This window comes from Pseudacidovorax sp. RU35E, assembly GCF_900156165.1.
Lineage (GTDB): Bacteria > Pseudomonadota > Gammaproteobacteria > Burkholderiales > Burkholderiaceae_C > Xenophilus.
The window spans coordinates 517,015-534,667 of the sequence record NZ_FTMY01000002.1 but is presented as its reverse complement, the minus strand read 5'-3'; the positions used below and the strand labels follow the sequence as shown (position 1 = coordinate 534,667).

The 17,653-nt window shown below is 72.3% G+C and carries 14 protein-coding genes; 6 read left to right on the top strand and 8 right to left on the bottom strand.

The genetic code is table 11. The annotated features are described in order from the left end of the window. Positions 1-13: 13 nt before the first annotated feature. Positions 14-211 (bottom strand): YgaP family membrane protein, encoded by a 198-nt coding sequence (locus tag BXA03_RS05335; RefSeq protein ID WP_076504651.1) that lies wholly within the window; start codon positions 209-211, stop codon positions 14-16. 43 nt (positions 212-254) lie between these two features. Continuing rightward, positions 255-602 carry a carboxymuconolactone decarboxylase family protein gene (locus BXA03_RS05330; protein ID WP_076504648.1) on the bottom strand — a complete coding sequence of 116 codons (348 nt, stop codon included), beginning with the start codon at positions 600-602 and terminating at the stop codon, positions 255-257. A 119-nt stretch (positions 603-721) separates the two neighbouring features. On the opposite strand from BXA03_RS05330, the gene BXA03_RS05325 reads away from it, so the two are divergent. Then, positions 722-1,033, top strand: coding sequence for an ArsR/SmtB family transcription factor (locus BXA03_RS05325; RefSeq protein WP_076504645.1), 312 nt, complete (start codon positions 722-724; stop codon positions 1,031-1,033). A 13-nt stretch (positions 1,034-1,046) separates the two neighbouring features. Here BXA03_RS05325 and BXA03_RS05320 read toward each other — a convergent pair whose 3' ends face one another. Further along, positions 1,047-1,946 carry a LysR family transcriptional regulator gene (locus BXA03_RS05320; RefSeq protein ID WP_076504643.1) on the bottom strand — a complete coding sequence of 300 codons (900 nt, stop codon included), beginning with the start codon at positions 1,944-1,946 and terminating at the stop codon, positions 1,047-1,049. A gap of 253 nt (positions 1,947-2,199) precedes the next feature. Between BXA03_RS05320 and BXA03_RS05315 the strand changes: the two genes are divergently transcribed. Then, positions 2,200-3,345 carry an alpha-hydroxy acid oxidase gene (locus BXA03_RS05315; protein WP_076504883.1) on the top strand — a complete coding sequence of 382 codons (1,146 nt, stop codon included), beginning with the start codon at positions 2,200-2,202 and terminating at the stop codon, positions 3,343-3,345. Here BXA03_RS05315 and BXA03_RS05310 read toward each other — a convergent pair. The 5 genes from BXA03_RS05310 to BXA03_RS05290 form a co-directional block, all read right to left on the bottom strand. After that, entirely contained in the window at positions 3,317-5,425 is a 2,109-nt protein-coding gene (locus BXA03_RS05310) for an ATP-binding protein (protein ID WP_076504641.1), read from the bottom strand. The genes BXA03_RS05315 and BXA03_RS05310 overlap by 29 nt on opposite strands. A 151-nt stretch (positions 5,426-5,576) precedes the next feature. Next, positions 5,577-6,392: a DUF2894 domain-containing protein gene (locus tag BXA03_RS05305; protein WP_083715887.1), complete on the bottom strand. Its 816-nt coding sequence runs from the start codon at positions 6,390-6,392 to the stop codon at positions 5,577-5,579. 14 nt (positions 6,393-6,406) lie between these two features. Next, a complete protein-coding gene (locus BXA03_RS05300; protein ID WP_369822395.1) occupies positions 6,407-7,075 on the bottom strand; it encodes an OmpA family protein in 669 nt (222 codons plus the stop codon). Between the two features lie 160 nt (positions 7,076-7,235). Continuing rightward, entirely contained in the window at positions 7,236-10,037 is a 2,802-nt protein-coding gene (locus BXA03_RS05295) for a DUF802 domain-containing protein (RefSeq protein WP_076504639.1), read from the bottom strand. After that, positions 10,034-10,765, bottom strand: a complete 732-nt coding sequence (locus BXA03_RS05290) for a DUF3348 family protein (protein WP_076504636.1) — start codon at positions 10,763-10,765, stop codon at positions 10,034-10,036. Before BXA03_RS05290 ends, BXA03_RS05295 begins: the two co-directional genes overlap by 4 nt. A 145-nt stretch (positions 10,766-10,910) precedes the next feature. Between BXA03_RS05290 and BXA03_RS05285 the strand changes: the two genes are divergently transcribed. Genes BXA03_RS05285 through BXA03_RS05270 form a run of 4 tightly spaced genes read left to right on the top strand, consistent with a single transcriptional unit; the run spans position 10,911 to position 17,649 of the window. Next, positions 10,911-12,512, top strand: coding sequence for an efflux transporter outer membrane subunit (locus BXA03_RS05285; protein ID WP_083715906.1), 1,602 nt, complete (start codon positions 10,911-10,913; stop codon positions 12,510-12,512). Positions 12,513-12,533: 21 nt separating this feature from the next. Then, a complete protein-coding gene (locus BXA03_RS05280; protein WP_076504634.1) occupies positions 12,534-13,781 on the top strand; it encodes an efflux RND transporter periplasmic adaptor subunit in 1,248 nt (415 codons plus the stop codon). Then, positions 13,778-16,954, top strand: a complete 3,177-nt coding sequence (locus tag BXA03_RS05275) for an efflux RND transporter permease subunit (RefSeq protein ID WP_076504631.1) — start codon at positions 13,778-13,780, stop codon at positions 16,952-16,954. Before BXA03_RS05280 ends, BXA03_RS05275 begins: the two co-directional genes overlap by 4 nt. After that, the gene (locus BXA03_RS05270) at positions 16,954-17,649 is read left to right on the top strand and encodes a heavy metal response regulator transcription factor (protein ID WP_076504879.1); all 696 of its coding nucleotides are present in this window, start codon (positions 16,954-16,956) and stop codon (positions 17,647-17,649) included. Before BXA03_RS05275 ends, BXA03_RS05270 begins: the two co-directional genes overlap by 1 nt. The last annotated feature ends 4 nt before the right edge of the window (positions 17,650-17,653 follow it).

The window sequence follows — 17,653 nt, the reverse complement described above, 5'->3', positions numbered from 1 at the left end:
GCGCCGGCTGCCCTCAGCGCGACGAATTGGCCGGACAGGTGCGCAGGCCCAGCAGCGTGTAGGCCGGGCAGAAGCGCAGCAGCCCCGTGGCCAGCGGCACCAGGCCGATCCAGCCCCGGGCCCCGATCACACCGGCCAGTGCCAGGCCGATGAGCACGAGGCCTGCCACGATCCGCAGTACGCGGTCCAGGGTTCCGACATTGGGGGTCATGAATGCTCCTTGACGAGTGGGAAGGAAGAAGGCTTGGGGCGGCTCAGGCGGAGGCCGTGGAGAACTGGCGGAAGGCGTCCACGGCACTGGCGGCGTACATCGCGGACGGCCCGCCGCCCATGTAGATGGCCACGCCCAGCGCCTCGTGCACCTCGGCCTCGGTCGCGCCCAGCCGGGCCAGCGCCTTGGTGTGAAAGCCGATGCAGCCCTCGCAGTGGGCCGCGACGCCCGCGGCCAGCGCGATCAGCTCCTTGGTCTTGGCACTGAGCGCGCCCTCGGCCATGGCGGCCTTGCCCATGTCGGCAAAGCCCTTCATCACGCCGGGCACGGTCTGCCGCAAGGGCACGAGTTGCGCGGAGATGTCGTGGGTGATCTGTCGGTAGTCGGTCATGGCGGATTCCTGCTCGGCAGGGCCGGCCACGAAGCCGTGACACTCGACCCTGCGCAAGATCGATCATATTAGTGAGTTCTAATATTTAGTCGCCCGGCCCTGCAGCGTTCGCACCATCCATGACCCACATCAACCCCGAGCACGCCCTGCTCCAGGAAGGCGCCCAGCAGGCCGCCGCCTTCCTGCGTGCGCTGGGCAATGAATCCCGCCTGCTGGTGCTGTGCCTGCTGGGCAAGCACGGCGAGCTGTCGGTGGGCGCGCTGCAGGCGGAGGTGGGCCTGGGCCAGTCGGCGCTGTCGCAGCACCTGGCCCGCCTGCGCGAGGACGGCCTGGTCGCCAGCCGGCGCGAGGGCCAGACGGTGTACTACCGCCTCGACGACCCCAGGGCCGGCCGCATGATCGACCTGCTGGCCGAGCTGTTCTGCCCCTGAGCGGCTGAGAGCCTCAGAAGAAGGGCCCGGGCACGTCGAAATCCGCCGTCTCCAGACAGGCCTGCCGCAGCGCCGCCACCAGGGGCCGCGGATCGTCGTGACGGAAGTGGAAGCCGTAGTCCAGCGTGGCCAGCGGCTCCGCGGCGGCCAGGCGGCAGAGCACGCCGCGCTGCACCAGTCCGTCGGCCAGCCCGCGCGGCAGCATGCCGATGCCCTGCCCCGCGGCCAGCAGGCTGGCGACTGCGCCCCATTGGCTGCAACTCAGCACCGATCGCGGCCGGGCATCGGCACGGGCCATCCAGCCGTCCTGCAGCTGCGTGACGCCGGAGCCGCGCGGCAGTCCGACCAGCGTGTGGCGCGACCAGACCGCGGCATCCAGCCGCTCGATGCCTGCCGCCAGCGCGGCCGAGGCGCACCAGACGAAGGCCGCCTGCCCGATGGGCACCGCGCTCAGCGCCGGCCGCGAGGCGGCACCCGAGATCACGGCGCCGTCCAGCTCGGCCTGCTCGACGCGCCGGGCCAGGTTCGCGCCGATGTCCACCTCGATGCGCAGTTCCAGCGCCGGATGCCGCGCCCGCAGCCAGGCCACGGCGCGCGCCAGCCAGGTCATGGACGCGAGTTCGCCCGTGCCCAGGTGCGCAGTGCCGCCCAGCGCTGCGCCGGGCCCCACGGCCATCCGTGCCTGCTCGGCGCGCTGCAGCAGGTCGGCCGCCAGCGGCAACAGGCGCTGGCCGGCCTCGGTGAGCCGGGCGCGATGGCCCGCGCGGTCGAACAGCGGCGCGCCCAGGGCCGATTCCAGTTCCGCCAGCCGCTTGGAGAGCGACGACACGCTCAGATGCAGTCGCTCAGCCGCCAGCGCAAAGCTGGCGCAGGCTGCGGCCCAGTAGAAGGCTTCCAGTTGCTTGAGCGTCACTTGTTCGATTTCAGTGGAATGGACTGCGCCGGATTATTCGCTTTCACTCACGCGTAGGACTGCCTAAAGTCCAGCCTCATCGCCCGCGCGCCGATCCGGCGCAAGCCGCCAGCTTCAACCTCTGCCCATGACCCAGCCCTCGCCACCCACCGCCGACGCCGGCCTCGCCCCACCGCCCGCCACCGCCCCGGCACCGGCCCACGACCCGTGGCGCGCCTTCAGCGGCGGCGCCTCGCGCGGCCCGCTGGCCGAGATGCTGGCCCTCGACGACTTCCAGCGGCTGGCCGAGCGCCGCCTGCCGCGCGCGATCTACGGCTACGTCGCCGGTGCGGCCGAGACCAACAGCAGCCTGGACGACAACCGCCGCGCCTTCGCCGACTGGGGCTTCGTGCCGCGCGTGCTGGCCAACGTGTCGCAGCGCGACCTGGGCACGGAGCTCTTCGGCCGGCGCCACAGCGCGCCGTTTGGCATCGCGCCGATGGGCATCACCGCACTCTCGGCCTACCGCGGCGACGAGGTCATGGCGCGCGCCGCCGCACGCGCCGGCATTCCCTACGTGCTGAGCGGCAGCTCCCTCACGCCCATGGAGAAGGTCATCGCCGCCGGCCCCGGCAGCTGGTTCCAGGCCTATCTGCCGGGCCAGCCCGAGCGCATCGACGCCCTGCTCGATCGCGTGGAGCGCGCCGGCTTCGAGACGCTGGTGATCACCGCCGACGTGCCCGTGGCCGGCAACCGCGAGAACAACATCCGCGCCGGCTTCTCCACCCCGCTGCGTCCCAGCCTGCGCCTGGCCTGGGACGGCCTGAGCCACCCGCGCTGGACGCTGGGCACGCTGCTGCGCACGCTGGCCGACGGCATGCCGCACTTCGAGAACTCCTTCGCCGAGCGGGGCGCGCCGGTCATCTCGCGCAACGTGGAGCGCGACTTCTCCAAGCGCGACCACTTCGACTGGTCGCACATTGCCCGCATCCGCCGCCGCTGGCGCGGGCCGCTGGTGGTCAAGGGTCTGGTCTCGCCGCAGGACGCGGCGCTGGCACGCCAGCATGGGGCCGACGGCATCGTGCTCTCCAATCATGGAGGGCGGCAGCTCGATGGCGCCGTCTCGGCCCTGCGCACGCTGCCGGCCGTGATGGACGTCGCCGGCGACATGGCCGTGATGATGGACGGCGGCATCCGTCGCGGCAGCGACGTGCTCAAGGCCCTGGCGCTGGGCGCGCGCTTCGTGTGGGTGGGCCGGCCCTTCAACTTCGCGGCGGCGGTGGCGGGCGAGGCGGGCGTGGCCCATGCGATCCAGCTGCTGTCGGCCGAGGTCGACCGCAACCTGGCCATGCTGGGCGTGACGCGGCCGGGTCAGCTCTCGCGCGACTTCCTCATGCCGCGGGGTTCGGTGCCGGTGTGACGGGCCATGCCTGCTGCAGGCGCCGCAGCTCGCTGGTGAGCTGGTGCACCGAGAAAGGCTTGGTCAGCACCGCCATGCCCGGCTCCAACTGGCCGTCCTTGAGCAGCGTGTTCTCGGCATAGCCGGTGATGAAGAGCACCGGCAGCGCGGGCCGCAGGCTGCGCGCCGCGTCAGCCAGTTGCCGGCCGTTCATGCCGCCGGGCAGGCCCACGTCGGTGATCAACAGGCGCACCTCGGGCGAATCGCGCAGCATCGCCATGCCGGCCAGCGAGTCGGCGGCCTCCAGCACGCGGCAGCCCAGGTCGCGCAGCGTCTCGGCGACGATCTGGCGCACGGCTTCTTCGTCTTCCACCACCAGCACGGGCCAGTCGGCCTGCGCGGCCAGGTCGGGCACGGCCTGCGTTCCGGCCGCCGCCACGGGCACCGCGCCCTCCACGGCGCGTGGCAGGTGGATCGACACCACCGTGCCCTGCCCCACCTCGGACGCGATGCGCACCTGCCCGCCGGACTGGCGCGCGAAGCCGTAGATCATCGACAGCCCCAGCCCCGTGCCCTGCCCCAGCGGCTTGGTGGTGAAGAAGGGATCGAAGGCCTTGCCCAGCACGTTCGCCGGCATGCCCACGCCGTTGTCGGTCACGCGCAGCAGCAGGTAGTCGCCCTCGGGCAGGTCGTGGGCGCGGGCGGCGGCGCCGGCCATGTGGACATTGAGCGTCTCGATCAGCACCTGCCCGCCGTCGGGCATGGCGTCGCGGGCGTTGATGCACAGGTTGAGCAGCGCGTTCTCCAGTTGAGACGGATCGACCAGCGCCGGCCAGGGGGCCGGCTCGGCATGGGTGACGATGTGCACCTGCGGGCCGACGGTGCGCTGGATGAGCTCGACCATGCCGGCCACCAGCTCGTCCACCAGCGTGGGCCGCGGCGCCAGCGTCTGCCGGCGCGAGAAGGCCAGCAGCCGGTGCGTGAGGGCGGCGGCGCGGCGCGTGGCGTCCTGCGCGGTGTGGATGTACCGCGGCAGGTGCTCCGGCTGGTTCTGCCGAACGCGGATCTCCATCAATTCCAGCGCGCCGGACACGGCCGCGAGCATGTTGTTGAAGTCGTGCGCCAGGCCGCCGGTGAGCTGTCCGATGGCCTCCATCTTGCGGGCCTGGTGCAGCGCCTCCTCGGCGGCTTCCAGTTCGCGGGTGCGCTCGCTCACGGCGTCCTGCAGGGCGTCGCGCGATCGGCTGAGCATCTCCCGCGCGTCGATGATGGCGTCCATCTCGGTGCAGATGCCCACCCAGGCCATGTCGCCGTCCGCCTCGCCTGCCACCGGGTGCGCGCGGGACAGCCACCAGCGGTAGCCCTCGCGCGAGCCACGCATGCGGAACTCCGCCTCATAGGGCATGCGCGCCTTCACCGCGCGCTCCCAGGCTTCCGACAGCGCCGGCAGGTCGTCCGGATGCACGAAGTTGCTCCAGCCTTCGCCCAGGAACTGCTCGCGCGGCTGGCCGCTGAAGGCCATCCAGCGAGGGCTGACGTAGTGCACCAGGCCCTCCCGGTTGGCTGTCCAGACGAAGCCCGGCAACTCATCCAGGATGCGGCGCTGCTGCTCGGCCTCGGCGGCCAGTTGCTGCTGGGCGTGCACCCGCTGTGTGGTCTCGACGGTGAAGCAGAACACCCCCCGCACGACGTCGCCGTCGTAGATCGGCGAGTACGAATACGACCACCAGGTCTGCTCTTCGCGCCCATGGCGGGCCATGGTGATGGGCACATCGACGAAGCGGCTGGCTCGACCGGCCAGCGCCTCCTCCATGGGCCCGCGCACCGCCTCCCAGGCATCGGACCAGAGCACGGGCAGCGGCTGGCCCAGCGCGCCTTCCAGCCGCGGTCCCAGGATCGGCCGGTAGGCGTCGTTGAAGAAGAAGGTCAGCGCATCGCCCCAGACCAGGTACATGCTCTCGGGCGAATTGAGCATCAGGCCGAGGGCGTTGCGCAATGCGCCGGGCCATTGGTCGGCGGGACCGAGTGGCGTGGCGGCCCAGTCATGGGCCCGCACTGCAGCGCCCATGGCGCCGCCGTCGACGGGGAGATATGCGTTCATCTGCGATGTGCTTCGGTCGGGACGGCGGCATGCCCGTGGAGCAGGCCACCGACGGAACGGGCCGCAGCATTGGGCAGAACTGTGAACGCAGCCTTAGCGATGCAACGGGCGTTGCGCCCCGCACGCCGCCTGTCTTCGGCCTGGCCCGCACTCATCGGGCACGCGTCGTCTTGCGCCGCGTTGCCGCAGATCGCAGCTCGCCCTTGACCGGCGGCGGAGGCGGCGGCGACTGCAGCTGCTCGATGGACAGCAGCGCATCCACGTGGCCGACGAAGTGCTCCAGGTAGCCGGGCGACAGCTGCTGCATCAGCGCCAGCGCCCGATGGACCAGATGATGGGAATTGAGCGGCCCCGCCTGCGCGGGCACCTGCGCGGTGGCCTCGCGCAGACGCTGCTGCGCCGACAGGCGCGACCAGGTGCCGCGAAAGCGCCGCAGCGCCTTGAGCTCCGGCGGACGCGACTGCCCCTCGGCCGTCGCCAGCAGCGGCGGGCCGTCCTCGGGCACAGCGCGGCCACGCTGCGCCAGGCCATCGGCCAGCAGGCCGAGGGCGCCACGTGGGGTCCCGGGCACCGGGGCACGCGCAGCGGCTGCGAGCGGCGGTGTCCGGCCGACGAGGGGTCGGGCTGCTGTCGACGGGCTGGGCTTCGGTTGTCCCGCGCGTTCGGCGGCAGCCTGGTCGGGCCACGATGCCAGGCGCGCCTCATAGCGCGCCAACGCCGCGTCCAGACGGGCCAGGAGCAATTGCCGGATGCGCTCCGGCTGTCCTGCTGTGCGGCGGGCCAGCGCCTCCAGCGCGAGGAAGGCGGCGGGATCGACCCGGTGGGCCTCGGCCTCGCGCAAGGCGGCCAGCCGCGCCTGCAGTGCCGCAAGCGGCGTCTGCGGCGTCTGCGGCGTCTGCGGCGTCTGCGGCGTCTGCGGCGTCTGCGGCGGCATCGTCGGGGTCTCGTCGGGCTGCACGTCGTTCATCGCGGCCGTCCCGATCAGGGCCGCACCGATGCCTTGCCGGCCTCGGTGCGGGCGGGGCGCGGCATGGGCGCCATCTCGACCCGGCGGTTGCGGGCGCGGCCATCCGCATCGGCATTGGAGGCCACGGCCTGCTGCGAACCGAAGGCCGCGGCGAACACGGCGTCGGCCGGCACGCCTTCCTCGATCAGCGCGCGGGTCACGGTCAGCGCGCGCTGGGCCGACAGCTCCCAGTTGTCGGCGAAACGGCGGCTGTCGCCACGCACCTGCCGGTCGTCGGTGAAGCCACTGACCATCAGGATCTCGCCGCGCTCGCGCAGGTAGCGGCCCAGCGGGCCGGCCAGGGTCTTGAGCAGCTGGCGGCCTTCGGGCTGCAGCTCGTCGGAGGCAAAGGCGAACAGCACGCTGCCGCTGATGCCGATGCGCCCATCGGCCAGCGTGACGCGGCCGGCGGCCAGCGGGCCGGCCAGAGCCTGCTCCAGCGTCTGCAGCCGGCGGGCGGCCTGCTCGCGCTGCTGCACCTCGGCCTTGAGGCGGTCGGCCAGTTCCATCTGCATGCCCAGCGCCGCCACCAGGATCAGCGCGAAGGCGCCCAGCACGCCGGCCATGAGGTCGCCGAAGACGGCCCAGACGGGCACCGAAGGCTCGGCGCCGCCGTCGACGACGTCGTCGTTCAGGGCTGCCATGTGGCGGCTCCGTCGAATGGGCTTGGCTCCCTCCCCCCCTGGGGGAGGGTTGGGGTGGGGGCCCGCACAGCCGAAAAGAGCGCCTGCGCCGTGCTGGCCCCCATCCCTGCCTTCCCCAAGAGGGGGAAGGAGTTCCCGCGCCGCTCGTGTGCTGCGCCCATCACGCCGCCGCCTCCACCCCGCGCTGGGCGGCCAGGTGCTGCAGGTCGTCGATGATCTGTTTCTGCGCGCCGATGCTCAGCTCGATCACTTCGCGCGCCTGGGCCACGTAGTAGTCCAGCTGCTCGTCGCTGCGCGCCAGGGACTTGGTCAGCGCCGTCTCGATGCCCTTGAGTTGCGTCAGCAGCTCGCCGTTGGCCTGGCCGAAGAGCTGCACGGCGCCGCCGAAGGCCTCGCCCAGGCTGGCCACTTCGACCGCGCTGGCGCCCAGCTGCGTGCCGGCCTCGTCCAGGCGCGCGGCCTGGGCGTCCAGCGCCTGGCCGAAGCGCTCGACTTGCGCCTGCAGGGTGTCGCCGAACTGGCCGCTGGCGCGTTCCATCAGGCCGGCGGTGGTGTCCACCAGCGCGTCGATGGCGCCGCGCTGCTCGGTGGCCTGGCGGTTGAGCGCCTCCAGCAGCGTGCCGAGGGTCTGCATCAGGCGCTCGCGTTCCTCCAGCGTGGCCTGGTCGCGGGCCATGCTGTCGCTGATGCGCTCGCGCAGTTCGCCCATCACTTCGGCTGCAGCGCGCGGTGCCTCGGCGGCGGCCTGCACCAGCTGGCCGATCTCGGACAGGGTGCGCCGGGCCTGCGCCTCCATCTGCGTGCTCATGTCGGTGGCGGTGCGGGCCAGGGCGGCACCGGCCTCGCGCAACTGGCCGGTGGCCTGCTCGCCGGCCGCCTCCCACTGCGTGCGCAGGGTGGCGACGGTGGCTTCCAGCGCGGCGGTCCAGGCGGCCTGGCGCTCGGCCTCCTGCGCGGCGCGCTGCTCGATCTGCGCCAGCGTTCGCTCGGCCTGGGCCTGGGCGGTGCTGCCGATGTCGATGGCGGCCTGGCGCAGCTGTTCGCCCACCTGCTGCCATTGGCCCACGGCCTCGCCGGTGGCGCGCTGCAGGCCTTCGGCGACTTGGCCGGTGGCCTGCTGCAGCTGACCCGCGGCCTGGCTGCTGGCCAGGGCCAGGGCCTCGGCGGCGCCGGTGCTGGCGCGTTCGAGCTGGACGGCGATCTGGCCACTGGCGCGCTCCAGCTCGGCGGAGGCGGCGCGGCCGGCCTGTAGCCACTGGTCGGCGGCGGCGCTGCTTGTCTGCTGCCATTGCTCGCGCAGATTGGCAGCCAGGGTCTCCAGGTGCCCGCGCCAGTCGGCCAGACGGCTGTCGTCGGCGGCGGCGCGGCGGTCCAGGTCGGCCAGCACACGCTGGGCCTGGGCTTCGGCGCCCGCGGTGATGGCGCGTACGCTGCGCGACAGGGTCTCGCCGACGGATTGCCATTCGCCCGTGGCTCGGGCGCCAGCCTGCTCCCATTGCTGACGCAGGTCGTCGGCCAGGCTGCGCAGCGCGCCGGTCCAGGCCGCCAGGCGGGTGTCGTCCTGTGCGGCTAGGCGGGTCTGCAGTTCGGCGTGGGCTGCTTCGACCCCTTCGCGCAGGGCGACAGCCTGGCCGGCGAAGCCTTCGGCAGCGCGCTGCAGTGCGGCCTCGTGGCGAGCGGCCATCTGCTCGGCACCGGCGGCCTGCTGGGACAGGACCTCCGCCCAGCGCTGGCCCAGGGTCTCGGACTGGCGGTCCAGCCGGACCGCCAGGTCGTCGGCCAGCGCCAGGCTGTGCTGCTGCGTGTGCTGGGTGAAGCGGGTCAGGGCCTCGTCCAGCGCCGCATCGCGCTGCTGGGCATGGCCGGTGAAGCGGGCCAGTGCCTCGTCGAAGGCGCGGCTGCCCGCGGCCTGCGCGGCCTGCTGTTCGGCCAGGGCGCTGCGCCACAGGCCGGCGACCTCGGTGGTGGCTTGGCCGAAACGTTCGGCCACGCCGTCGAGCTGGCGGCGCACCTGCTCGGCCATGGCGGTCTGCAGGCGGCCGCTCTCCTGGGCCAGGCCGGCCAGCGTGGCCTCGATGGCGGGCTGAATGGCGGCGCCGCTCAGGCGGGCGCCCTCGGCCACGCTCTCTTTCAGGCTGCGCTCGACCGAGGCGGCCAGCGCGGCATAGGCCGACTCGGCCTGGGTGTGGAAGCGGGTCTGGTCGGCGGTGAGCCGCTCGTTCAGGGCCTGCTGCTGGCGCTCCAGCGCCTCCATGCTGGCCTGCAGCCGCTCGACCAGGGTGGGCAGCAGGCCGGCCTGCTGCTCCATCAGCTTGAGCGAGGCCTCGCGGTGGTGCGTGGCCGAGAAGGCGCGCAGCGGGCCGGCGATGGCGGCGTCCAGCTGCTGGCCGACCTGAACCCGCTCGCGGCGGGCCAGCGCGGACACGAGCCCCAGCGCTGCCGAGGCGGCCACGCCGGCCACCGAGGTGCCGAAGGCCAGGCCCAGGCCGCGCACCGGGGCCGATAGCGCATCGCGGATGCCCTGCAGCTCGGTGGCGCCTGTCAGTGCAGCGCCCGTGCCGTCCAGCGTGACGACCATGCCCATGAAGGTGCCCAGCATGCCTAGCAGCACCAGCAAGCCGGTGATGTAGGGCGCGAGTGCCGGGCCGGGCAAGGCGACGCGGCCGCCCTCGATGCGCTGGCGCACGGCGCCCTGCAGCGCGGGTTCGACCGGGGCCAGCCAGGTGTGACGGGCGTCGCCCGGGGCGCCGCCCATGCCAGCGAGCGCCGCCGCCAGCGTGCGGGTGGCGCGGTCGAAGCGCAACAGCTCCACGCCGCCCACGAGGTAGAACACCCCGATCAGCACCATCACCGCCAGCGCGAGCGGCTGGCGGCCCAGGTAGCCGGCGCCGACCCACAGCACGGCGGCCAGTCCGGCCGCGAACACGGCCCAGAGCAGGGCCTTGGCAAACAGTCTCTTCATGCGTCCTTGTTTCCTGGTGTGGCCACGGCGGGCGCAGGGGCGCCCGGCGGCCGGAGGGCTTCGAGCAGGGCCAGCGCGGGCTGCAGGCGCAGTTCCAGCTCGGCCATCAGCACGGTATGCAGGTCCTGGCGGAAGGGTTCCTGCCAGCTTTCGTCCTCGGGCCCATGCGCCTCGGCGAGGCGGCGAAAGTGCTTTTCGAGCATCGGCGCCACGCCGGCCATGAGCCGGTCCTCGTGCGGGCCCAGGGTCTGGGCCATCACGGCATCCACCGCGGCCAGCCGCGCCAGCTCGGGCGAGCGGGCCGCCACCACGGCGCGCAGCCGCTCGCGCAGCAGGCCGATGGCCATCTCCATCGCCTGCTGGCGCGCCAGGTAGCGTTGCCGGTAGGGCGAGAAGCCGATGCCCTGCTCGAAGGTGGACCGACCGGCGGCGGCGGCCTCCTTGGCATGACCATGGGCCAGCACCGCGCGCACGCGCTCCACCTCGGCCTGCTCCTGCGGCCAGGGATCGTCGGTGGTGGAAGGGGCGCCGGCAGCGCTCGGGGCCGGCAGCGGCCGTTCGAGGGCCGCTGACAGCGAGATGGCGTCCGTCCATCCGAGCCATTGGCTCAGGCGGTCGGCGAAGGCGTCTCTGGAATCCCGGACCTGCGCCCGCGGACCGGCAAGGCCGGCCAGCAGTCGCACAAGCGCCGCACCGGTCAGGCCCGTGCGCACGGTGGTGAGCGCCATGGGGGTTGCCGGATCGAAAAACCGCGCAGTCTACACCGGGGGTGCGCGGGCTCCGGCTGCGCCACCTGACAGCTTTGTCATCTGGTCGTCAGCGAGGCGTCGGCACCCGGCGCCCACAGTGGCGGCCGTGTCTGCCATGCTGCCCATGCCTTCTTCCGACCACGACCGAATCCCGCCGCGCGGACGCCCTGCCCTTACACGGCGGCCCTCGCCCAAGCTCCCGCTGACCGCCCTGTGCGCCGCCCTGCTGATGGCCGGCTGCGCCGTCGGCCCCGACTACCAGCCGCCGCCCGTGCCCAGTGGCGCCAGCCAGGCCGCCTTCAAGGAAGACGGACCCTGGCGCCCCGCGGCCCCGAAGGCGGCGGATGCGGAGTCGCCGTGGTGGAGCCAGTTCGGCGATCCGCAGCTGGACGCGCTGGTCGCCCAGGCCATGGCGGCCAGCCCCACGCTGGCCCAGGCCTCGGCCACCTACCGCCAGGCCCAGGCGCTGGTGGACGGCGCCTCGGCCGGCTTCTTCCCGACCGTTGGCGCCAGCGCCTCGGGCGGGCGCGGGCGCAGCAAGAGCAACGGCAACTCGGTGCTGGGCGACACCCATGCCTGGTCGCTGCAGGCGGCCTGGGAGCCGGACTTCTTCGGCAAGGTGAGCCGCGGCGCCGAAGCGGCGGCCGACAGCGCCCAGGCCAGCGCGGCCGACTTGGCCGCGGCCCGGCTCACGCTGCAGGCGGCCGTGGTCAACGACTACATCCAGCTGCGCCTGGACGACCGCCAGAAGGCGCTCTATGCCCGCACCGTGGCCGGCTACCGCGATTCGCTGCGGCTGGCCCAGGCGCAGTACCGCGCCGGCACCGCATTGCGCTCGGACGTCGCGCTGGCCGAAAGCAACCTGGCCTCGGCAGAGGCCCAGGCCATCGACATCGACCTGACCCGCCGCCAGCTGGAGCACGCCCTGGCCGTGCTGCTGGGCAGGACGCCCGGCGAGTTCTCGCTCCCGGCGCTGGCCGACGAGGCGCCCTCGCCCCTCGCCCTGCCGGTGACGCCGCCCGGCCTGCCCTCGCAGCTGCTGGAGCGCCGGCCCGACATCGCCAGCGCCGAACGCCGCGTGGCGGCCGCCAATGCGCAGATCGGCGTGGCGACCGCCGCCTACTACCCCGACTTCACGCTCAACGCGAGCGGGGGCTTCTCGGGCGCCGGCCTCACGGCCTGGGCGCGCAGGCCCGACAAGGTATGGGCGCTGGGCTTCGCGCTGGCCGCGTCGATCTACGACGGCGGTGCCCGCAGCGCCAAGGTGGCCCAGGCCCGCGCCGCCTTCGACGGTGCCGCGGCCGGCTACCGGCAGACGGTGCTGGCCGCCTTCCAGGACGTGGAGGACAACCTGGCCGCCCTGCGCGAGCTGGCCCGCGAGCGCGACGCCCAGAACCGCGCCGTGACGGCCGCCCGCGACTCGCTGCGCGTGGTGCTGAGCCAGTACCGCGCCGGCACCGCCAACTACACCACCGTCGTCACCACCCAGGCGCTGGCGCTCACGGCCGAGCGCACGGCGCTGCAGCTCGAAGGCCGGCAGTACGCGGCCAGCGTCGCATTGGTCAAGGCGCTGGGCGGGGGTTGGGGTACGGGCCAGTTGCCCGCCATCCCCCACGCCAGCGACGCGGCCGACGCAAACCCCGCCGGCACGCCTGCCGCGACGCCCACGGCGGCGTCGACCCCCTCCGCCGAAATCGCCGCCTCCGCCAGCCCCGCCACGCGCTGATCCGTCTTTCCGTCGAACGCCATGTCCTTCCCCCATTCCACACCCCTCGTCCCCCGCCGCGGCCGCACGGCCGGCGCGGCGGTCGCCACCGTCGCCCTGCTGATCGCCGCCTGGCATCCCGGACTGCACCGCGACGCGCATGCCGCCGAGCCCGCCAAGGCTCCACCCGCCGTGCCGGTGCGCCTGGCCACGGTCCAGCGCAAGGACGTGCCTCTGGCCATGACCGGCATCGGCAGCGTGCTGCCCATGGCCTCGGTCACCGTCCGCACGCGGGTGGACGGCCAGTTGGAGGCCGTCAACTTCAAGGAAGGCCAGGACGTCAAGGCCGGCCAGGTGCTGGCCCGGCTCGATGCCCGCGCCCTGCAGGCGGCCCTGGCCCAGGCCCAGGGCACGCTGGCGCGCGACAACGCCACGCTCGCCAACGCCCGCGCCGACCTGCAGCGCTACACCGAGCTGCAGCAGCAGGACGCCGCCACGCGCCAGCAGCTGGACACCCAGGCCGCCCTGGTGCGCCAGCTCACGGCCACGGTGCAGAGCGACACCGCTGCCGTCTCGGCCGCGCAGGTGCAGCTGAGCTACGCCACGCTCGCCGCGCCGCTGTCGGGCCGCATCGGCGCCCGCCTGGTGGACCCCGGCAACATCGTCCATGCCACCGACGCGGCCGGCCTGCTGGTCATCAACCAGATCGACCCCATCGCCGTGCAGTTCACCCTGCCCGAAAGCGCCTTCCAAGCCATCAACACGGCCCTGCACGGCGCGGCGCCGCTGCAGGTGCAGGCCATCGACCGCACCACGCACGAGGTCCTGGCCACCGGCGAGCTGACGCTGCTGAACAACCAGATCGACGTCACCACCGGCACCATCGCCATGAAGGGCCGCTTCGCCAATCCCGACCACAAGCTGTGGCCCGGCCAGTCGGTGGATGCCAGGCTGGTGCTGGGCCAGCAGCGCAATGCGCTGACCGTGCCGGTCGCCGCCGTGCAGCGCGGGCCCAACGGCCTGTTCAGCTACGTGATCGATGCCGAGGGCAAGGCCCGCGTGCAGCCCATCGAGGTGGGCAGCAGCGAAGGCAACACGGCGGTGGTGACCAAGGGCCTGAATGCCGGTGACCGCGTCGTAACCGACGGCCAGTTCCGCCTGGCGCCCGGCACCGCCGTGCGCGAGGCCAAGGAAGGCGGCGACGGCAAGGGCGCTGCCCCCGGCGCCGACAAGCCGGCCGGCGCCAAGGGCGCAGAAACCGCCAAGGGCGGCCAGGGAGCCGCTTCGTGAGCATTTCCGCCGCCTTCATCCGCCGGCCCATCGGCACCTCGCTGCTGGCCGTGGCGCTGCTGCTCATCGGCCTGGTGGCCTGGCCGATGCTGCCGGTGGCACCGCTGCCGCAGGTGGACTTTCCGACGTTGCAGGTCACCGGCCGGCTGCCGGGCGCCAGCCCCGAGACCATGGCCTCGAACGTGGCGCAGCCGCTGGAGCGGCAGTTCTCGCTGATTCCTGGCCTGTCGCAGATGAGCTCGACCAGCTCGCTGGGCCTGACGCAGATCACGCTGCAGTTCGACCTGGACCGCAACATCGACGGCGCCGCGCTGGACGTGCAGACCGCCATCAACTCGGCCACCGGCCAGTTGCCCAAGAACCTGCCCAGCCCGCCGAGCTTCCGCAAGATCAACCCGGCCGACGCGCCGGTGCTGATCCTGGCCGTGCAGTCGCAGGTGCTGCCGATGACGCAGGTGGACGACTACGCCGAGAACATACTGGCGCAGCAGATCTCGCGCATCGAGGGCGTGGGCCTGGTCAACGTGTTCGGCCAGCAGAAGCCCGCGGTGCGCATCCAGGTCGACCCGGCCAAGATCCGCGGACTGGGCCTGAGCCTGGAGGACATCCGCGGCGTGATCGCCAACACCACGGTGAGCGCCCCCACGGGCACGCTGGACGGTGTCTCGCAGGCCATGAACATCTACACCAACGACCAGTTGCTCAAGGCAGCGCCCTGGAACGACATGGTGCTGGCCTATCGCAACGGCGCCCCCATCCGCGTGCGCGACGTCGGAGTGGCCGTGGACGGGCCCGAGAACGCCAAGATCGCCGCCTGGGCCTTCCCGGGCAAGGCCGAGCCCGAGGGCAGCCACATCGAGCCGGGCCAGGCGATCTCGCTGGCCATCACCAAGATGCCGGGCGCCAACGTGATCGACACGGTGGACCGCATCTTCGCGGCGCTGCCCAAGCTCAAGGCCTCGATCCCGCCGAGCGTGACGGTGAGCACCATCATCGACCGCACCCAAACCATCCGCGCCTCGGTCAAGGACGTGGAGTTCACGCTCGTGCTGTCGGTCGCGCTGGTGGTGGCGGTGATCTTCGTCTTCCTGCGCAGCCTGACCGTCACGCTGATTCCCAGCGTGACCGTGCCGCTGGCGCTGCTGGGCACGGCGGCCGTCATGTACGTGCTGGGCTATTCGCTGGACAACCTGTCGCTCATGGCGCTGACCATCGCGGTGGGCTTCGTGGTGGACGACGCCATCGTGATGCTGGAGAACATCTACCGCCACATCGAGGACGGCATGCCGCCGATGCAGGCGGCGCTGCAAGGCGCGCAGGAGATCGGCTTCACCATCGTGTCGATCTCGGTCTCGCTGGTGGCGGTGTTCATTCCGCTGCTGCTCATGGGCGGCATCGTGGGCCGGCTGTTCCGCGAGTTCGCGGTGACGGTGACGCTGACCATCGCCGTGTCGGTGGTGGTATCGCTCACGCTCACGCCCATGCTCTGCGCCAAGTTCCTCAAGAACCCGCATGGCGACGGCGCCCACGCGGCGCCGAAGCACGGCAAGCTCTTCGACCTGTTCGAGCGCGGCTTCGAGGCCATGATCGGCGGCTACCGCCGCGCACTGGAGGTGGTGCTGCGCCATCCCTTCATCACGCTGCTGAGCTTCATCGCGACCGTGGCGGCCACGGTGGCGCTGTTCATCGTGATTCCCAAGGGCTTCTTCCCGCAGCAGGACACGGGCTACATCTTCGGCACCGCGGTGTCCGGGCAGGATTCGTCATCCGAGGCGATGCACACGCGCATGCTGGCCCTGGCCGACATCGTGCGGCAGGACCCGGACGTCACCGCCTTCGGCCTGCAGGCCGGTGCCAGCACCTTCAACTCGGGCAACTTCTTCATCGGCCTCAAGCCCAAGGAAGACGGACGCACCGAGACGGCCGACGAGATCATCGGCCGCCTGCGGCCCAAGCTGGCGCGCGTGCCCGGCATCACGCTCTACATGCAGGCCGGGCAGGACATCAACGTCGGCGGCCGCCTGGCGCGCACGCAGTACCAGTACACGCTGACCGACACCGACCTGGGCGAGCTCGACACCTGGACGCAGCGCATCACCCAGCGGCTGCAGCAGCTGCCGGCCCTGACCGACGTGAGCTCCGACCAGCAGAACGCCGCGCCCATGGCCAGCCTGACCATCGACCGGCAGCGCGCTTCCAGCTTCGGCATCACGCCGGCGCTGATCGACGCCACGCTGTACGACGCCATCGGCCAGCGCCAGGTGGCGCAGTACTTCACCCAGCTCAACAGCTACAACGTGGTGCTGGAGGTGACGCCCGCGCTGCAACAGGACCCGAGCCTGTTCGACCGGCTGTTCATCACCTCGCCGATCAACGGCCAGCAGATCCCGCTGTCCACCTTCGTGAAGGTGGACACGACGCGCACCAGCTACCTGGCCGTGAACCACCAGGGCCAGTTCCCGGCGGCGACCATCTCCTTCAACCTCAAGCCCGGCTTTGCGCTGGGCGAGGCGGTGCAGCAGATCCAGCAGGCGCAGGCCGAGATGGGCGTGCCGCCCACACTCACCGGCAGCTTCCAGGGCACGGCCCAGGCCTTCAGCGCGTCGCTGCGCACGCAGCCCTACCTGATCCTGGCGGCGCTGATAGCGGTATACATCGTGCTGGGCCTGCTGTACGAGAGCTACATCCATCCGCTCACCATCCTCTCCACCCTGCCCTCGGCCGGCGTGGGGGCGCTGCTGATCCTGATGGCGGGCGGCTACGATCTCAGCGTGATCGCGCTCATCGGCATCATCCTGCTCATCGGCATCGTCAAGAAGAACGGCATCATGATGGTGGACTTCGCCCTGCATGCCGAGCGCGACCGCGGCATGAGCCCGCGCGACGCCATCTTCGAGGCCTGCGTGCTGCGCTTCCGGCCCATCATGATGACCACCATGTGCGCCCTGCTCTCGGGCCTGCCGCTGATGCTGGGCCACGGTGCCGGCTCCGAGCTGCGCCGGCCGCTGGGCTATGCCATGGTGGGCGGGCTGCTGCTGTCGCAGGTGCTCACGCTCTTCACCACGCCGGTGGTCTACCTGTACCTTGACCGTGCCCACCACTGGTACGTGCGCCGCAAGGCCGCGCGCGCCGCCCGCGCCGCCACGCCGCCGCTGGAGGCCGCCCAGCCATGATGCGGGTGCTGATCGTCGAGGACGAGCGCAAGACGGCCGACTACCTCAGCCAGGGCCTGACCGAGCAGGGCTGCACGGTGGACGTCGCCTACGACGGCATCGACGGCCAGCACCTGGCCCTGCACCACGACTTCGACGTCATCGTGCTCGACGCCATGCTCCCGGGCCTGGACGGCTTCGAGGTGCTGCGCTCGCTGCGCGCCGTCAAGGGCACGCCGGTCATCATGCTCACCGCCCGCGACGGCGTGGAAGACCGGGTGCGCGGCCTGCAGGGCGGCGCCGACGACTACCTGGTCAAGCCCTTCTCCTTCATCGAGCTGCAGGCCCGGCTGCAGGCGCTCACCCGCCGCGGCCGCGCGCAGGAGCCCACGCTGCTGCGCGTGGGCGACCTGCAGATCGACCTGATCAGCCGCCGCGCCTTGCGCGCCGGCCAGCGCATCGACCTCACGGCCAAGGAATTCGCGCTGCTCACCCTGCTGGCCCGCCGCCAGGGCGACATCCTGTCGAAGACGGCCATTGCCGAGCAGGTGTGGGACATGAACTTCGACAGCAACACCAACGTGGTCGAGGTAGCCATCAAGCGCCTGCGCGGCAAGATCGATCTGCCCTTCGCCCAGCCGCTGCTGCACACGGTGCGCGGCATGGGCTACGTGCTGGAAGAGCGGGCGCCGGGCGCGGCCGCCGGCGCCGACTGAGCGG